General features: G+C 74.5%; 15 protein-coding genes. 7 read left to right on the plus strand and 8 right to left on the minus strand.

Annotated elements, in window-relative coordinates; all coding sequences use genetic code 11:
- Positions 1 to 100 precede the first annotated feature (100 nt).
- Both ACN27B_RS01000 and ACN27B_RS01005 read left to right on the plus strand, forming a co-directional pair.
- Complete coding sequence (locus ACN27B_RS01000; protein ID WP_355522542.1) at positions 101 to 937, plus strand: DUF308 domain-containing protein; 837 nt, start codon at positions 101 to 103, stop codon at positions 935 to 937.
- A gap of 170 nt (positions 938 to 1,107) precedes the next feature.
- A complete protein-coding gene (locus ACN27B_RS01005; protein ID WP_091573228.1) occupies positions 1,108 to 2,526 on the plus strand; it encodes an alpha,alpha-trehalose-phosphate synthase (UDP-forming) in 1,419 nt (472 codons plus the stop codon).
- A 4-nt stretch (positions 2,527 to 2,530) separates the two neighbouring features.
- Here the strand turns inward: ACN27B_RS01005 and ACN27B_RS01010 are convergent, their stop codons facing one another.
- The 6 genes from ACN27B_RS01010 to ACN27B_RS01035 form a co-directional block, all read right to left on the minus strand.
- Positions 2,531 to 3,358, minus strand: a complete 828-nt coding sequence (locus ACN27B_RS01010; RefSeq protein ID WP_357961753.1) for an alpha/beta hydrolase — start codon at positions 3,356 to 3,358, stop codon at positions 2,531 to 2,533.
- A complete protein-coding gene (locus tag ACN27B_RS01015) occupies positions 3,355 to 4,761 on the minus strand; it encodes a flavin-containing monooxygenase (protein WP_099164246.1) in 1,407 nt (468 codons plus the stop codon). The genes ACN27B_RS01010 and ACN27B_RS01015 overlap by 4 nt, the downstream gene beginning before the upstream one ends.
- Positions 4,762 to 4,891: 130 nt before the next feature.
- Positions 4,892 to 5,590, minus strand: coding sequence for an endonuclease/exonuclease/phosphatase family protein (locus ACN27B_RS01020; RefSeq protein WP_422743057.1), 699 nt, complete (start codon positions 5,588 to 5,590; stop codon positions 4,892 to 4,894).
- Between the two features lies 1 nt (position 5,591).
- Positions 5,592 to 6,539, minus strand: a complete 948-nt coding sequence (locus ACN27B_RS01025; protein WP_099164244.1) for an ROK family glucokinase — start codon at positions 6,537 to 6,539, stop codon at positions 5,592 to 5,594.
- A 74-nt stretch (positions 6,540 to 6,613) separates the two neighbouring features.
- Positions 6,614 to 7,282 carry a hypothetical protein gene (locus tag ACN27B_RS01030; protein WP_099164243.1) on the minus strand — a complete coding sequence of 223 codons (669 nt, stop codon included), beginning with the start codon at positions 7,280 to 7,282 and terminating at the stop codon, positions 6,614 to 6,616.
- Between the two features lie 41 nt (positions 7,283 to 7,323).
- Positions 7,324 to 7,779: an SRPBCC family protein gene (locus ACN27B_RS01035; RefSeq protein WP_091573222.1), complete on the minus strand. Its 456-nt coding sequence runs from the start codon at positions 7,777 to 7,779 to the stop codon at positions 7,324 to 7,326.
- Positions 7,780 to 7,946: 167 nt separating this feature from the next.
- Between ACN27B_RS01035 and ACN27B_RS01040 the strand changes: the two genes are divergently transcribed.
- The 5 genes from ACN27B_RS01040 to ACN27B_RS01060 all read left to right on the plus strand — a co-directional run bounded on the left by ACN27B_RS01040 (position 7,947) and on the right by ACN27B_RS01060 (position 14,913).
- Positions 7,947 to 9,755, plus strand: a complete 1,809-nt coding sequence (locus tag ACN27B_RS01040) for an AMP-dependent synthetase/ligase (protein WP_099164990.1) — start codon at positions 7,947 to 7,949, stop codon at positions 9,753 to 9,755.
- 14 nt (positions 9,756 to 9,769) lie between these two features.
- On the plus strand, positions 9,770 to 11,464 hold the full coding sequence (locus tag ACN27B_RS01045) for a GAF domain-containing sensor histidine kinase (RefSeq protein WP_091573221.1): 1,695 nt from the start codon (positions 9,770 to 9,772) through the stop codon (positions 11,462 to 11,464).
- Positions 11,465 to 11,471: 7 nt separating this feature from the next.
- Complete coding sequence (locus tag ACN27B_RS01050) at positions 11,472 to 12,140, plus strand: response regulator transcription factor (RefSeq protein ID WP_007072219.1); 669 nt, start codon at positions 11,472 to 11,474, stop codon at positions 12,138 to 12,140.
- Positions 12,141 to 12,338: 198 nt separating this feature from the next.
- Positions 12,339 to 13,151, plus strand: coding sequence for an SAM-dependent methyltransferase (locus tag ACN27B_RS01055; protein ID WP_422743061.1), 813 nt, complete (start codon positions 12,339 to 12,341; stop codon positions 13,149 to 13,151).
- Positions 13,081 to 14,913, plus strand: coding sequence for a putative bifunctional diguanylate cyclase/phosphodiesterase (locus ACN27B_RS01060; protein ID WP_422743063.1), 1,833 nt, complete (start codon positions 13,081 to 13,083; stop codon positions 14,911 to 14,913). Before ACN27B_RS01055 ends, ACN27B_RS01060 begins: the two co-directional genes overlap by 71 nt.
- A gap of 89 nt (positions 14,914 to 15,002) precedes the next feature.
- On the opposite strand, the gene ACN27B_RS01065 is transcribed toward ACN27B_RS01060, so the two are convergent.
- Together ACN27B_RS01065 and ACN27B_RS01070 are read right to left on the minus strand one after the other, a co-directional pair.
- A complete protein-coding gene (locus ACN27B_RS01065; protein ID WP_091573219.1) occupies positions 15,003 to 15,671 on the minus strand; it encodes a response regulator in 669 nt (222 codons plus the stop codon).
- Positions 15,623 to 16,915, minus strand: a complete 1,293-nt coding sequence (locus ACN27B_RS01070) for a sensor histidine kinase (protein ID WP_253866255.1) — start codon at positions 16,913 to 16,915, stop codon at positions 15,623 to 15,625. Before ACN27B_RS01070 ends, ACN27B_RS01065 begins: the two co-directional genes overlap by 49 nt.
- Positions 16,916 to 16,971 lie beyond the last annotated feature (56 nt).

Below are 16,971 nucleotides of genomic sequence, written 5' to 3' on the forward strand. Positions count from 1 at the left end.
GGGAAGAGGGTACGAAGCACGAGCGGCACGCCACAACGCACTCCCGGAACCGGGTGCCGGCGTGTCAGGATTCAGAGCACGACGGCGAAGGGGGTGTCCGGTGTCAGGGGGTGGGCCCCGTCGGGGACGGCGGGACAACGGGCTCGACGCGGCCGAGTACGCGGTCGCGGGCGACGTCGATCCGCGTGTGGGTGAGCACCTGCTCGACGTGCTCGCCGCCGGCGGCATCGCCGCATACCTCCAGCCCTCGGCCGACCTGAACCCGGTGACCCGCACCACCACCGTGCCGGCCCGACCGGTCGACCGGCTCTACGTCGACCGGTCCCACCTGACCACCGCGCGGGACTACCTCACCCAGCTCGCCGACGAGGGGTCCGACGACCCGCCGCGCCCGGACGAGCCGGACATCGAGGCCGAGTGGGCCAAGATCGTGGCCGGTTTCCACACCACGCCGACCGCGGGCAGCCACCCCTGGCCGGCCGCCGAGGACGTGGACGACCCGGTCCCGCCGGCCGGCGCCACCGCCGGCCGCGCCGAGGAGCCGGCCGGCCCGACCGCCACCGACGTGCGGCGGCTGCCCTACGCGGCGGACGTCTCCGGCGTCTCGCTCGGCCGTGACCGGTCCGACGAGCCCTCCCTGCTGGACGGGCTGGACACGTTCGGCGCCGACCTGCCGGGCGACGCCGAGGAGGAGCACTACACCCCGCCCCCGCCGCCACCGCTGCCGCGCTTCTCGAAGTACGCGGTGCTGGGCGTGCTCTGCGTCGTGCTCGGCTTCCTGCTCTTCCTCTCCCCCACCGTGGTGTCGCTGGTCGACCCGTCGGTGGTGACGCTGCTCGGCTTCACCGGCATCCTGGCCGGCTTCGTGATGCTCGTGTGGCGGCTGCGCCCGGGCGACCGGGACGAGGACGACCCGGACAACGGCGCGGTGGTCTGAGGCGCGGACAGCGGCCGCCCGGATCGCGGGACGCCGCGCGCCCCGGCTCGCCGTGTAACAGGGGTGTAACTTACGGTCAGTAGGAATACCGCTGAACGTCACTTCCCGCACCGGCTGTCCGGCTTGCGTCCCCTCCGGGCACCGGTCCCCTGCTGAGCGGATTGCCCGAGATGCGACAGAGCCCCCTCGTGGTGGTGGCCAACCGCCTCCCCATCGACGACAGTGTGGCGCCCGACGGCGCCTTCGAGTGGCGCCGCAGCCCCGGCGGCCTGGTGAGCGCCCTGCACCCCCTGCTCCGGCACACCCCCGCCACCTGGGTGGGCTGGGCCGGCGGCACCGGTCCGGCGCCCGCCCTGCCCGACGTGGACGGGGTCCGGATGCACACCGTCCCGCTCACCGGTGAGGACTTCCGCGACCACTACGAGGGCTTCGCCAACGCCACCCTCTGGCCGCTCTACCACGACGCGGTGGAGCAGCCGGAGTACCACCGCCGCTGGTGGGAGGCGTACCAGCGGGTCAACCAGCGGTTCGCCGAGGCCGCCGCCGAGGTGGCCGAGCCCGGCGGGCTGGTCTGGGTGCAGGACTACCACCTCCAGCTGGTGCCCGGCCTGCTCCGCGGCCTCCGCCCCGACCTGCGGATCGGCTTCTTCCTGCACGTGCCGTTCCCGCCGCCGGAGCTGTTCATGCAGCTGCCCCGCCGGGCCGAGCTGCTGCGCGGCATGCTCGGCGCCGACCTGATCGGCTTCCAGCGGGCCCAGGCCGCGCACAACTTCGCCCAGCTCGCCGCGAAGGTGCTCAGCCTGTCCGCGACCGACCGGCGGATCGCCGTCGACGACCGGGTGGTGCGCATCGGCGCGTTCCCGGTCGCCATCGACACCGCCGAGATGTCCGCGCTCGCCGCCCGGCCCGAGGTCGCCGACCGGGCCCGCCGGCTGCGGCAGGACCTGGGCCAGCCGGAGAAGGTGATCCTCAGCGTCGACCGGATGGACTACACCAAGGGCATCGAGCAGCGGTTGAAGGCCTACCGCGAGCTGCTGGCCAGCGGCGACGTCAAGGTGCGCGACACCGTGCTGGTGCAGGTGGCGGTGCCCAGCCGGGACCGGGTCGGGCAGTACCAGATCCTGCGCGACCGGGTGGAGCACCAGGTCGGCCGGATCAACGGGGAGTTCGGCCGGGTCGGCGAGCCGGCGATCCACTACCTCACCCAGCCGTTCGACCGGGCCGAGCTGGTCGCGCTCTACCGGGTCGCCGACGTGATGGCGGTGACCCCGCTGCGCGACGGGATGAACCTGGTCGCCAAGGAATACGTCGCGGCCCGGGTCGACGGCACCGGCGCGCTGCTGCTCAGCGAGTTCGCCGGCGCGGCCGCCGAACTGGAGCAGGCGTACCTGGTCAACCCGCACGACCTGGACGGCCTGAAGCAGGGGCTGCTCGCCGCGCTGCGGGCCGGCCCCGAGGATGTCGCGGCCCGGATGCGCGCCATGCGGGAGCACGTGGCCCACAACGACATCCACGCGTGGGCGGCGTCCTACCTGAGCGCGCTGGAGGAGAGCGGGTCGCTGGTCGCCCGGCGGTCCGCTCCCCGCTGAGCGCTCAGCCGGGCGGGGCGGGCGCCGGGTCCTTGTCCAGCCAGTCCAGGAGCGCGTCGAGCGGCTCCCGCCAGCGGGCGTCGAGCATCAGGTCGTGGCCCATGCCGGGGAACAGCAGCGGCGCGGAGGCGTAGCGGCGGGCCGCCCGGGTCAGCGCGGCCGGCGGCAGCACCCGGTCGTCCGGGCTGCCCAGCACCAGCACCGGCGGCCGGCCCACCGCCGGCTCGGGCTGCCGGCCGGTGAGCAGCTGCCACTGCGCCCGGCGCCCGGCCCGACCCAGCCGCGCCACGTGCCGGCGGGCGTCGGCGTCGGGCAGCTCCCGGCTGAACAACTGCCGCCGGTTGAGCCGCAGCCCCGCCCCGAAGACCGCCGGCAGCGTGCCGGCCGGGTTGCGGCGCAGGGCCGTGCCGACCGTCGCCCAGCCGCCGAGCACCGGCGCCACCAGCACCGCGGCCCGCGCCGGGTAGCGGGACATCGCGTGCGCCACCACCCGGGCGCCCGCGCCGTGCCCCACCAGCACCGCCTGCCGCGGCAGGCTCGCCGCCACCTGGACCACGTCATGGGTGTACGACCGCAGCGTCGCCTCCGGCGCCGGCTCGCTGCCGCCGTGCCCGCGCAGGCTCAGCGCGTACGCCGGGAAGCCGCGCTCGGCGGCGTGGCCGAGCCAGTGCTCGGCGAACGCCCAGGCGCCGTGCCCGAACCCGGGCACGAACAGCAGCGGCGGCTTCGCCTCCTCCCGCTCGGGCACCGCGGCCAGCACCTCCCGCCGCACCGGCCGCTCCGGTCGGGCCCACTCCCAGCCCCGCACCACCCGCACCCGCTCGCTGGTCATTTGCCCTCCTCCAGCTCGTGCAAGGCGCGCTGCAGAGCGCGCAGGTAGTCGGCGTGCCCGACCTCGAACCAGTGCCGGGTGCTGTCCTTGACCTTCGCCGAGTACCGCTCGCCGAGCCCGGCACGGACCCGGCGGTCGAACGCCTCGGCCCGCTCCGGTCGGGTCGCGCGCAGCGTGAGCAGCCGGGCGAAGAGCACGCTCTGCCAGTGCGAGATGGTGAAGATGCCGGAGTCCGGCTGCACCAGACCGACCACGGCCAGCGTGGGATGGCCGGCGGTGAAGGCGTTCAGCCAGAGCCGGGGGCGGCCGGAGCCGTCCTCGTCGCCGAGCACCCGGCCCTTGAGGAACTCGAAGCGCGGCAGGTAGCCGGTGGCGAAGACGACCAGCTCCGGGTCGATCCGCCGCCCGTCGGCCAGCTCCACCGTGCGGTCGTGGAACCGGGCCACGTCCGGCACCGGGGTGATCTCGCCGTGGCCGACGTAGTAGACGAGCTGGCTGTTGGCGATCGGGTGCGTCTCGTAGACCCGGTGGTCGGGCTTCGGCAGGCCGAACCGGGTCAGGTCGCCGACGGTCAGCCGCAGCGTCCAGTGGTAGAGCCACTGCCGCACCCGCAGCGGCACCCGCAACGCCAGCAGCGTGTCGTTCACCTGGTCGGCGGGGCGGCCGAGGACGTACTTCGGGGCGTACCAGTAGCCGCGCCGGGTGGAGTGCCAGCAGTGCGACGCCTGCTGGGCCGCCTCGACCGCGATGTCGCAGCCGGTGTTGCCGGCGCCGACCACCAGCACCCGCTTGCCGCGCAGCTGCGCCGGGTCCTTGTAGGACGAGGCGTGCATGACCTCGCCGCGGAACTCCTCCAGCCCTTCGTAGCGGGGCAGCTTCGGCGACCAGTTGTGCCCGTTGGCCAGCACCACGGCGGCGTAACGGGAGGTGCGCTCCGGGCCGTAACCGCCGGTGCTGCGGGTGGTCACGTCCCACCGGTCCCCCTCGACCGGCTCGACCCGGACCACCTCGGTGCCGAACCAGACGTGCTGGCGCAGGTCGAAGTGGTCGGCGTACCGCTCGAAGTAGGACAGCAGCTGGCTGTGGTGCGGGTAGTCCGGCCAGTCGTCCGGCATCGGGAAGTCCGGGAACTGGGTGAACGGCCGGGACGAGATGAGGTGCGTGCTGGCGTACACCGGGCTGCGGTCGTGCCGCCAGTTCCACGCGCCGCCGACGCCGGTCTCCCGCTCGTAGCAGTCCACGCCGAAGCCGGCCTCGCGGAGGTTCTTGACGGCGGTCAGGCCGCTGGCGCCGGCGCCGATGACGCAGACCGTGTCGCCCCGGTCGGAGACCGGTCGGTCGTCCCGGCTCGGGACGACGGTCGGGTCCGGGTCGGGGCGACCGAGGTCGGTGGAGGAGGACACCGGGACATCTCCTTTTGTGCGGCACGCGTGCCGGTCGGTGCGAAATCCTGCCGACAATGCCCGCCGTTGTCCAGCCGTCCGGTCCGCCACGGCCCACCCGGACGCGCGGCCCCGGCGCGCGCCGGGGCGGTCATTCGGTGGGCAGCAGCAGATCGACCAGGACCGGGAAGTGGTCGCTGGCCCGGCGGGTGCGCGGGGTGTCGACCACGTCGTAGTCGGCCACGGTGATCCGCGGGTCGACGAAGAGCGCGTCGATACGGCGGCGCGGGTCGGCGCAGGAGAACGTGTGCCGGTCGGCCCGGTCGGCGGCCACCGCGGCGTCGGTCAGCCCCTCGGCGACGGTCCGCCAGGCCGGCCCGTCCGGCCCCTCGTTGAGGTCCGCGCCGGCCACCACGGGCAGCGGCGACGCGGCCAGCTCCCGCTTGAACGCCGCCGCCTGAGCCGGCCGCTCCGTCGGGTCGGTGGACAGGTGCGAGCCGGCCAGCAGGAAGTCGACCCCGCCCACCCGGCACCGCGCGTACGCCGCGCCACGCAGGTGCCGGCCCGGGGTCAGCGGATACCGCTGGCACCGCGTCTCGGTGACCCGCACCCGCAGGGTGGTCAGCAACAGATTGCCCAGCGACGGCAGGCCGCCGGCCGCCACCACCATGCCGAACGACTCGGCCAGCGTGGCGGACTTCTGCCGCCACCGGAACCGGCGCGGTCCCTCCTGGACGATCACCACGTCCGGGGCGACCTCCCGGACCACCTCGGCCAGCGCGGCGGTGTCGTCGCGCTGGCTGTGGACGTTGTACGACAGCACCCGCAGCGGCACACCCGGACCCGCCACGTCAGATCCGCCGGGCCAGGTCGGCGGCGCCGATCACGCCGGCGGTGTTGCCCAGCTCGGCCGGGCGCACCTCGGCGACGGGCAGGCGGCTGCGCTGCGCCAGGGCGTCGGTGAACGACCGCCGGGTCGGGCCGAGCAGCAGGTCGCCGGCGTCGATCACGCCGCCGCCGACCACCAGCACCTGCGGGTCGAGGATCTGCGCCATGTCGGCGAGGCTGGTGCCGAGCCAGCGGCCGACCTGGGCGAACGCCTCGGTGGAGACCGGGTCGCCGCCCTTGGCCGCGGCGGTCACCATCGGGCCGGTGATCGCCTCGGCCTCGCCGTCGGCCAGCTCCAGCAGCGCGGTGGCCCGGTGCGGCTCCTGCCGGGCGGCGGCCCGGGCGAAGCGGACCAGGGCGCTGCCGCTGGCGTACTGCTCGATGCAGCCCAGCCGGCCGCAGCCGCACTGGTGGCCGTCCGGCACGGTGAGCATGTGCCCCAGCTCGGCGGCGATGCCGTGGGCGCCCCGGACCAGCTCGCCGCCGAGGACGATGCCGCCGCCGACGCCGGTGCCGATGGTGAACATGACCATCGAGTCGTCGGCGTCGCGGGCGGCGCCGTAGCGGAACTCCGCCCAGGCGGCCACGTTCCCGTCGTTCTCCACGATCACCGGCAGGCCGGTGGCGTTGCCGACGTACTCGCGCAGCGGCTCGTCCCGCCAGGCCAGGTTGGGGGCGAAGAGCACGGTGGAGCGGGAGGCGTCGATCCAGCCGGCCGCGCCGATGCCGACGGCCTCGACCGTGCGGCCGGTGGCCAGCTCGGTGACCACCTCGATGATGACGTCGCGGGTCTTGGCCACGTCGTCGGCGGGGGTGTCCCGTCGCGTCTGCACGAGTACCGCGCCGGTGTCGTCCACGACACCGCCGGCCACCTTCGTGCCACCGACGTCGACTCCGATGGTCAGCGTCACCGCTGCCACTCCCCTCTGCTGTGCTGCCCCGGCACCGGCCGAACCGGCCGTTGCGGTCCCGGGATGTCCGGTGGTCAGGCCCCGTCGCCTGATGCGTCCGCGCCCACCTCGCCGGACGCCCGCGAGGCGGGCACCACGGGTTGGCCGGCCGGCGGCCGGCTCGACGCCGGCTCGTCCGGCCCGGCGGCGTCGGCGGGCGGTTGCGACGAGGCACCCGGGTCGGAAGCGTCCGCCCCCCGGGTGGCGGCGGACCAGACGTCCTGCTCGGGTGCCGGCTGAGAATCATGCCCGGTACGGGTCGCCTCGCGCCACACGTGGTCCCCGGGTTCGCCGGGAGCGGCACCGCTCGGGGTGGCCGGTCCGGCCGGTTCGGCCGGGGCGAACGCCCGCAGCAGGCTGGCCACCCCGGCGGCCAGGTCGCCGGCGCCGGTGGCCAGCCGCTCGGCGAATTCCGGACTCGGGTCACGCAACGCCGCGATCCCGCGACAGACCGGACAGACGCAGCATTCCGGGGAACCGGTGGCGAAACCGGCGCCCCCGGCCGCCGGGGCCGAGGCGTGCGACGAGGGGCGCCCCGGGCCGGCCCCGCCCGGGGTGTGACCGAGGACACCGGAGAGGATCCCACCGAGCGGACCCCACGGGCCCGAACCGGGGGCCGCGGCGGCCAACCTGGCGGAGGCCAGCAGCGTGGCGACGAGGCGCTCGGCCTCTTCCCGGGCCGAACCCGGATCAGTGGTGCCCATGGTTCGGCTCCTCCAGCGTGGCAACCGGGACGACGGTCGGGTCAGTGCGCCGCACCGGGTGCTTCTACCCGGCGCTTGAGCTGCTTCAACGCGGCATCCATGATCATTTTCTCGGCCTTGCGGCGGAACATGCCGAGCATCGCCACGGACAGCTCCACCTCGAGCGTGTAGGTCACCGTGGTCGTCCCGTCCGGATTGCCGACCAGGTCGTACGAGCCGCGCTGGGACCGCTGCATCTTCGACGGCGCGACCAGGTGCCACTCGATCCGGGAGATGTCCTCGGCGTACTCGTAGGCCAGCACGTACTCGTCGGCCAGCACGCCCGCGTCCAGCGTGAACCGGACCTGGCTGGCGTAGCCGTCCTCGTACTCCTCGACCACCTCGGCCTGCCGCACCGCCTCGGCCCACTCCGGGTAGCGGGGGAAGTCGCAGATGACCGCCGCCACCCGGTCCGGTGCGGCGCCGATGATGATCGACTGGGTGGAGGTGTCCGCCATGGGGGGAGGCTACCCGGCCACCGGCCGGACCGCGCCGCTCCACCCGCCCGCCGGGTGTCCCACCAGCCGGGCGGGCAACCTCCCTGGCCGACCCACCGGGGCGGGCGGGTAGGTTTCGACTAGCCGACCAGGCCGGCCCCCGCCGGTGCGAGCACGAGGGAGTGCAGGTGCGCGAGTTCTCCGTTCCGCCGATCGTCACCGTCGGCGACGCGGCCAACCTGACCGACCCGGTCTGGGAAAACGCCGAGGTCGCCCCGGACACCGTGCAGTTCGTCCGCCAGATCGGTGACGCGGGGCCCGCGTCCCGGTCCGAGGTGACCTGCCGGCAGTTCCGCGACGAGGTGGTCGCGGTGGCCCGGGGCCTGGTCGCGGCCGGCGTCTCCCCCGGCGACCGGGTCGCCCTGATGAGCCGCACCCGCTACGAGTGGACCCTGTTCGACTACGCCATCTGGGCCGCCGGCGCGGTCACCGTGCCGATCTACGAGACCTCCAGCGCCGAGCAGGCCGCCTGGATCCTCGGCGACTCCGGCGCCGTGGCCGTGGTCGTGGAGAGCACCGCGCACGCCACCCTGGTCGCCGGCGTCCGGGACCGGCTGCCCGAGCTGCGCGAGGTCTGGCAGATCGAGCTGGGCGCGGTCGACGACCTGGTCGCCGCCGGCGCCTCGGTGGACCCGGCCGAGATCGAGGTCCGCCGGTCGATGCTGAAGGCCGACGACGTCGCCACGATCATCTACACCAGCGGCACCACCGGCCGGCCGAAGGGCTGCGTGCTGACCCACCGCAACATCTACGCCGACATCGCCAACGCGGTGCCGGTGCTGCCCAACCTGTTCCGCGAGGGCGCCTCCACCCTGCTCTTCCTGCCGCTCGCACACGCGTTCGCCCGGCTGATCCAGGTCGGCGTGGTGCAGGCCCGGGCCACCATGGCGCACTGCGCCGACACCAAGGACCTGGTCGGCGAGCTGCAGGAGTTCAAGCCGACGTTCGTGCTCTCCGTACCCCGGGTCTTCGAGAAGGTCTACAACGGCGCGCGGCAGAAGGCCGAGGCCGACGGCAAGGGCAAGATCTTCGACCGGGCGGAGAAGGTCGCCATCGCCTGGAGCGAGGCGCTGGAGACCCCGGGCGGCCCGGGCCTGGCGCTGCGCGCCCAGCACACCCTGTTCGACAAGCTGGTCTACGGCAAGCTGCGCGCCGCCATGGGCGGGCGGTGCCGCGACGCCATCTCCGGCGGGGCGCCGCTCGGCGCCCGGCTCGGCCACTTCTTCCGCGGCGTCGGGGTGACCATCTGCGAGGGGTACGGCCTCACCGAGACCTCGCCGGCCGCCGCCGCCAACCTGCCCACCGGCACCCGGATCGGCACGGTCGGCCGGCCGCTGCCCGGCGTGACCATCCGGATCGACGACGACGGCGAGATCCTGATCTCCGGCGACATCGTCTTCCAGGGCTACTGGCACAACGAGGCGGCCACCGCCGAGGCGCTGACCACCGACGGCTGGTTCCGCACCGGCGACCTGGGCCAGCTCGACGAGGACGGCTACCTGAGCATCACCGGCCGCAAGAAGGAGATCATCGTGACCGCGGGCGGCAAGAACGTCGCCCCCGCGGTGCTGGAGGACCAGGTCCGGGCGCATCCGCTGGTCAGCCAGTGCGTGGTCGTGGGCGACCGGCAGCCGTTCATCTCGGCGCTGGTCACCATCGACGAGGAGGCGCTGCCGAAGTGGCTGGCCGCGCACGGGCGCCCGGAGACCACCACCGCGGCCGAGCTGCGCGAGGACGAGGCGTTGCGGGCCGAGGTGCAGAGCGCGGTCGACCAGGCCAACCTGTCCGTCTCCAAGGCCGAGGCGATCAAGGTGTTCCGGATCCTGCCCCAGGACTTCACCGAGACGACCGGCGAGCTGACCCCCTCGCTGAAGGTCAAGCGACAGGTCGTGCACAAGACGTACGCCACGGAGATCGCGGAGATCTACCAGCGCTGACTACCATCCGTCAGGTGCCCGCCTCCACATCCGGCCAGCCGCAGACGCAGCCCCTCGCGGTCGCGGCCCGCGCGGTCCTCCTCGCGCTGGTCGCCGCCCTGACCCTGTTCGCCACCCGCGACGCCAGCCAGCTCTGGTGGATCGCCCTGCTCGGCGTCGCCGGCCTGCCCGCCGTGCTGGCGCCGCAGCACCGGCTGCTCGCCCCGATCAGCCGCTTCGCCGAGGTCGTGGTGCTCGGCCTGGCCGCCAGCCAGGTCGCCGCCGACACCCAGCTCACCGGTGTCACCGGCGGGCTGGGCGCCTCGGCCGTGCTGCCCTACCTCGCCGTTCCGGTCACCGTGACCGCGCTGCGCCGCCGGTTCCGCGAGGGCGCCGCGCTGCTCGCCGTGGCGGCGGCCACGCTGCTGGCCAGCGCCGCGTTCACCGAGGTGGGCGGCGAGCCGCAGCTCGGCCAGCTCGGCTACCTCGCGGTCTGCGCCCAGTGGCTGATCCTGGCCGGCCTCGGCCTCTACACCGCCGGCACCCTGCAACGCGTGATCCGGGTCCGCAACGCCGGCAAGCCCCAGCCGTACGCGGAGGCCACCCGCCTGCTCACCCAGCTGCGGACGGTCGCCCGTCAGCTGCCCGGCGCCACCCTGGACCCGGGCGGCATCTCCGAGCACCTGCTGGAGGAGCTGCGGGTGGTGGCGAAGACCGACCGCGGCGCGGTGCTCTCCGCCAGCGGCGGCGGCCGGCTGGTCGTGCTCGCCCAGATCGGCGCGGACCGGGTCGACTGGGAGACGACGCTCGACGCCGACTCGGCCATCGCCGACGCCTGGGCCAGCCAGCAGCCGACCGTCTCGGCCCGCTCGCAGGCCCGGTCCCGGCGCTCCGGCGAGGTCTCCGCGCTGATCGTGCCGCTGGTCGCCGGCGTGCGCACGGTCGGCCTGGTGGTGGTCGAGGCGGACACCGCCGCCGCGTACCCGCCGCCGGTGGTGTCCCGGGTGACCGCGCTGACCGGCCCGGCCGCGCTGCGGCTGGAGGCCGCCCTGCTCTTCGACGAGGTGCGCTCGCTGGCCACCAACGAGGAGCGGCAGCGACTGGCCCGGGAGATCCACGACGGGGTCGCCCAGGAGCTGGTCATGGTCGGCTACGGCATCGACAACGCCCTGGCCACCGTGCACGACGACGCCGAGGAGACCGCCGAGTCGCTGCGCACGCTGCGCCACGAGGTCACCCGGGTGATCACCGAGCTGCGGCTCAGCCTGTTCGAGCTGCGCAGCGAGGTGGACCGGCACGGCGGCCTGGCCGCGGCCATCGCCGAGTACGCGCGCACCGTCGGCGCGGCCGGCGGCCTGCGGGTGAACCTGTCGCTGGACGAGTCCACCGCCCGGCTGCCGGCCGCCACCGAGGCCGAGTTGCTGCGCATCGCGCAGGAGGCGGTGACCAACGCCCGCAAGCACGCCGGCGCGTCGAACCTCTGGGTCACGTGTGAGGTGGATCCCCCGTACGCCCGAATCGAAGTGTCGGATGACGGTCACGGCATCGGTGACCAGCGCCCGGAGGGGCACTATGGTCTTGCGATCATGGCGGAGAGGGCGGAACGTATCCGGGGCCGGTTGGAGATCAGGCCGCGGCAACCCAGCGGCACAACCGTGGCGGTGGTACTCGGCTCGTCGCCCCGGCGCGATAAGGTGCGCGGCAGCGCCGCAGCAGCAGAAGGGGAGTAACCCGAGGATGACCACTAGCCCGACACCGGCCACCCGTACCAAGGTTCTCCTTGTCGACGATCACGACCTGATCCGCAAGGGTCTGCGGCACGCCTTCGAGAGGGACCGGCAGTTCGAGGTCGTGGGCGAGGCCGCCACGGCCGCGGAGGGCGTGCGCCAGGCCGGCGCGCTCCAGCCGGACGTGGTGATCATGGACCTGCGGCTGCCCGACGGCAGCGGCCTGGAGGCGACCCGCGCGCTGCGCAAGTCCAGCGCGTCGATGGGCATCGTCGTGCTGACCATGTACGCCGGCGACGACCAGCTCTTCGGCGCCCTGGAGGCGGGTGCCAGCGCGTTCGTGCCGAAGACCGCGCCGGCCGACGAGGTGGTGGCCGCCGCCCGGCACGCCGCCTCCTCCCCCAGCGCGTTCACCGCAGCCGACCTGGCCGAGGCGATGAAGCGCCGGCTCGCCCCGTCCGGCCCGCAGCTGTCCCCGCGCGAGGGCCAGGTGCTGCGCCTGCTCGCCGACGGCATGAGCGTCGCCGGCATCGCCAAGCAGCTCTTCGTCAGCGAGTCGACCGCCAAGACCCACATCTCCAAGCTCTACGAGAAGCTGGGCGCGGCCAACCGCGCCCAGGCGCTGATGACCGCGCTGCGGCTGGGGCTGCTGGAGGCCCCGGACGCGCCGAAGTTCTGACGCCGTCGCCGGAGAGGCCTGAGTCCGCACGCCGGACGCGGGCCTCTCCGGCATTCCGGGCGCACGTGACCGCGTACGGTGAAGGGCCGGACGCGTAGCGACGGCGGTCTTTGCAGCACGACGGCGGGCAGGCAGAATACCCGGGTGATCCGCGCGGCGGTGACGGCCGCGCGTCGCCGACACCCAAAGGGCAGGGACATGCAGCGGCCGGACTGGGCACCCGAGACCATCGACATCGAGCGCCCCAGCGTGGCCCGCATGTACGACTACTACCTCGGCGGCTCGCACAACTTCGCGGCCGACCGGGCCGCCGCCCGGGCGATGGTGGAGGCGGTGCCGGAGGCCCCGCTGATGGCCCAGGCCAACCGGGCCTTCCTGCGCCGGGCGGTGCACTACCTCGCCGAGGCCGGCGTACGCCAGTTCCTGGACATCGGCTCCGGCATCCCGACCGTGGGCAACGTGCACGAGATCGCCCAGCGGATCGACCCCGAGTCCCGGGTGGTCTACGTCGACGTGGACCCGGTCGCGGTGGCGCACAGCCAGGAGATCCTGGCCGGCAACGAGCGGGCCGCGGTGGTGCGCGAGGACCTGCGCGACCCGGAGGCGATCCTGGGCCACCCGGACGTCAACCGGCTGCTCGACTTCTCCCAGCCGGTCGCCGTGATGATCGTGGCGGTGCTGCACTTCGTCCCCGACGCCGACCGCCCGGAGGAGATCCTGCGGACGCTGCGCGCGGCGCTGGCCCCCGGCAGCCACCTGGTGCTCTCCCAGGCCAGCGACGACGGCCGGGACTGCACCGGCGAGCGGGCCGAGGCCGAACGGGTCTACCGGCGCACCGACAGCCAGCTGTTCATCCGCGGTCGGGCCGAGCTGACCGCGCTCTTCGACGGCTTCGAGCTGGTCGACCCGGGCGTGGTGTGGGTGCCGCAGTGGCGTCCGGATGCCCCCGACCAGGCGGAGAACGCCGAGCGGGCGGTCTTCATGGGCGGGGTCGGGCGGCTCGGTGGCTGACGACGTGGCCGCCACCGCCGGCCGCCACCGTCCCAGCGTCTTCGCCCGCGCCTGGGCCAAGGCGGTCTCCGGCACCAGCTACCTGCCGATGACCCAGGCGCAGCTGGAGGAGGTGCTCCAGCGGCTCACCGAGCGGCTCGCCCAGGCGCTGCGGGCCGACCCGTTCGACCTGCGGATCGGCCAGCAGGTGGGCGCGGAGCTGGTGCAGTCGCACATCGCCTCCGCCGAGGGGTTGGGCCGCACCGTCGAGGTGATCCAGCTGCGCCTGGTCCGCGACCTCGACCTGGTCGTCGACGACGTCGAGGACCGGATGGCCCGGCTGCTCGCCACCGTCGCCACCGGGTACGCCCGCGCGCTGCGCGACCGTACGCTCGACGAGCAGGAGTCGATCCGCCGGGCCGCGATGATGGCCCGGGCCCACGCCGAACGGGCGCTGCGCGACAGCGAGGCCCGGTTCCGGCACCAGGCCACCCACGACCCGCTGACCGACCTGCCCAACCGGACGCTGTTCACCGAGCGGCTGACCGCCGCGATCGACACCCCGGGCCGGGGCGCCGACCGGGTCGGCGTCTGCTTCCTCGACCTGGACCGCTTCAAGGTGGTCAACGACTCGCTCGGCCACCAGGTCGGCGACTCGTTGCTGGTCGCGGTGGCCCAGCGGCTGCGCCGGGCGCTCGGCGAGCACATGGTGGCCCGCCTGGGCGGCGACGAGTTCGTCGTCCTGGTGGAACGCACCGCCGGCACCGACGACGCGGTCAAGGTGGCCGAGGCGGCGCTGGCCGCGGTGCGGGAGCCGGCGCTGGTCGACGGGCACGAGCTGACCGTGTCGGCCAGCATCGGCATCGTGGAGCGGCCCGTGGCCGGCACCTCCCCGATGGAGCTGATGCGCGCGGCGGACAGCACGCTGCACTGGGCCAAGGCCGCCGGCGGGGCGCGCTGGTCGCTGTTCGACGCCGACCGCAACCGCCGCGAGCTGGCCCGGTACGCGCTCTCCGCGGCGATCCCCGCCGCGCTGGACCGGGGCGAGTTCTACCTCGACTACCAGCCGCTCACGTCGCTGCGCGACGGCCGGGTGCTCGGCATGGAGGCGCTGGTGCGCTGGCGCCACCCGGAGCTGGGTGTGCTCCGGCCGGACAGCTTCATCCCGCTGGCCGAGGAGACCGGCCTGATCGTCCGGCTCGGCAGCTGGGTGCTGGCCGAGGCGTGCCGCGAGGCGGGCACCTGGCGGGCGACGGACGGCGCCGCCCCGTTCGTCAGCGTCAACCTGGCCGTCCGCCAACTGCACCGGGCCGATCTCGTGCCGGAGGTGCGAGGCGTGCTCGGCCGCACCGGCCTGGCGCCGGAACGGCTGCAACTGGAGATCACCGAGAGCACCATGATGAGCACGGTGGTCGAGCCGGTGCGGGCGCTGCGGGTGCTGGGCGACCTCGGTGTCCGGGTGGCGATCGACGACTTCGGCACCGGCTACTGCAACCTCGCCTACCTACGGGACCTGCCGGTCGACGAGCTGAAGGTGGCCGGTGAGTTCGTGACCGGGCTGCGGGCCCCGGCCGGCGACCCGGGCGGCCGTACCGACGAGCGGATCCTCGGCTCGCTGGTCTCGCTGGCGCACGCGCTCGGCCTCACCGTCACCGCCGAGGGGGTGGAGACGGCGCACCAGGCGGACCGCCTGCGCGCGATCGGCTGCGACGCCGGGCAGGGCTGGCACTTCGGCCGCCCGGGACCGGCCGTGCAGCACCTCAGCCACGCGCCCGCCGCGTAAGGAAGGGCCCCCTCTTAACGCCTGCGGCATAGGAGGGGGCCCTGCTTGACACGTGAGGGCGCGGGGCCCCACGCCACACCGCGGCGCGGTCAGCTCGGAAGGCGTCGGGTGTCCGCTCCGTCCAGGTAGGCCAGGACCGCCAGCACCCGCCGGTTGTCGTCGCCGGACGGCGGCATCCGCAGCTTGCTGAAGATGCTGTTGATGTGCTTGTCGACGGCCTTCTCGGTGACGAACAGCCGGGCGGCGACGGCCGCGTTCGACCGGCCCTCGGCCATCAGGCCGAGCACCTCCCGCTCACGCGGGGTCAGCTCGTCGAGCGGCTCCGCGCCGGCCCGGCGGGCCAGCAGCTGCGCGACCACCTCCGGGTCCATCACGGTGCCGCCGGCGGCGACCCGGCGCACCGCGTCGACGAACTGGTCCACGTGGGACACCCGGTCCTTGAGCAGGTAGCCGACCCCGCCGCGCCGGTCGGCGAGCAGCTCCCGGGCGTAGAGCTGCTCGACGTGCTGGGACAGCACCAGCACCGGCAGCCCGGGCAGCTCGGCGCGGGCCCGCACCGCCGCCTGCAGCCCTTCGTCGGTGAACGTCGGCGGCAACCGGACGTCGATGACCGCGACGTCCGGCCGGTGCGCGGTCAGCGCCGGCAGCACCGACGGTCCGTTGTCGACGGCCGCCACCACCTGACAGCCGAACGCCTCCAGGATCCGGGTCAACCCGTCCCGGAGGAGGGCGAGGTCCTCGGCGATGACAACTCGCACGGCAGCTCCATGCTGATGACGGTGGGCCCACCCACCGGACTGGTCACCGTCATCGTCCCATCGAACGCGGCCAGCCGACGCCCCGTCCCGGCCAACCCGCCGCCCGCCGCCGCCTCCGCGCCGCCCCGGCCGTCGTCACCGACCACGACCGACAGCCGTCCGCCGGCGTGCCGCAGCTGCACCCAGGCGCGGGTCGCCCCGCTGTGCTTGCCCACGTTCGCCAACGCCTCGGCCACCGCGAAGTACGCGGCCGACTCGACCGGGGCCGCCGGCCGGCCGGGCAGGTCGACGGTGACGTCCACCGGCAGCGGTACGGCCAGCGCCAGCGCCCGTACCGCGCCGGGCAGGCCCCGCTCGGCGAGCACCGGCGGGTGGATGCCGCGCACCAGCCCACGCAGCTCGGCCAGCGCCTGCCCGCTGCTCTCCCGGGCCTCGGCGAGCAGTCGACGGACCGCCTCCGGGTCGTCGCGCACCAGCTGCTCGGCCAGGCCGATGCTCATGCTCAGCGCGACCAGCCGGGCCTGCGCGCCGTCGTGCAGGTCCCGTTCGATCCGGCGCAGCTCGGCGGCCTGCGCGTCCACCGTCTCGGCCCGGGTGACGGTCAACTGCCGCACCCGCAGGGCCAGCTCGGCGCTGCGCGTCGGCGGCAGGAAGAACCCGGCGAACGTGACGTGCAGCCAGACCAGCCAGCGCCCGGCCGCAACGCCGACGGCCAGCAGCAACGCGCCGAGCGGGAAGCAGAGCAGCGCCTCCACCAGGTTGTCGACCGGCCAGAACGGGCCGTAGCCGTACCAGACGTCGACGGTGTGCAGCACCAGCGGGACGCCGACCAGCCCCTCCAGGCCGTACAGCGGGAGGGCGAACGCGGCCAGGCACACCGCGCCGGTGACCGCGCCGGGCAGCAGCCAGGCCAGGTCCCGCCAGGTCGCCGGGTCGGCCACCACCCAGCGGAACCGCCGCCACGTGCCGAACTGCGCGCCGGCCGGCGCCGGCAGGTACGGCGTGGCCATCCCGACGCCGCCCCACCCGGCCAGCCGACGGTGCAGCCCGGCGCAGACCCGTACCCCGGCGGTGACCACCGGGAAGAGGGCGAAGCCGACGCCGAACGCCGGGATCAGCACCAGCGCGGCCAGCGACAGCACGAACAGGGCCACGTGCGTGGTCAACGACAGCAGCGCGATCAGCAGCCCCTGGGCGGCGGTCACCGCGCCGGGCCGCAGCCAGGTCCGAAGCAGTACGCGCACCGATGCGTCCACGGACCTCATTCTCCGGCACCGCCGCCGCGGATCCGGTGGTGCTG

Source organism: Micromonospora sp. WMMD754 (assembly GCF_049315235.1).
Classification (GTDB): domain Bacteria; phylum Actinomycetota; class Actinomycetes; order Mycobacteriales; family Micromonosporaceae; genus Micromonospora; species Micromonospora sediminicola.

Coding starts and splice junctions, on each gene's coding strand:
- ACN27B_RS01050 (WP_007072219.1), top strand. CDS start 11,472: ATGACCACTAGCCCGACACCGGCCACCCGTACCAAGGTTCTCCTTGTC.
- ACN27B_RS01055 (WP_422743061.1), top strand. CDS start 12,339: ATGCAGCGGCCGGACTGGGCACCCGAGACCATCGACATCGAGCGCCCC.
- ACN27B_RS01010 (WP_357961753.1), bottom strand. CDS start 3,358: ATGACCAGCGAGCGGGTGCGGGTGGTGCGGGGCTGGGAGTGGGCCCGA.
- ACN27B_RS01005 (WP_091573228.1), top strand. CDS start 1,108: ATGCGACAGAGCCCCCTCGTGGTGGTGGCCAACCGCCTCCCCATCGAC.
- ACN27B_RS01035 (WP_091573222.1), bottom strand. CDS start 7,779: ATGGCGGACACCTCCACCCAGTCGATCATCATCGGCGCCGCACCGGAC.
- ACN27B_RS01030 (WP_099164243.1), bottom strand. CDS start 7,282: ATGGGCACCACTGATCCGGGTTCGGCCCGGGAAGAGGCCGAGCGCCTC.
- ACN27B_RS01060 (WP_422743063.1), top strand. CDS start 13,081: ATGCCCCCGACCAGGCGGAGAACGCCGAGCGGGCGGTCTTCATGGGCG.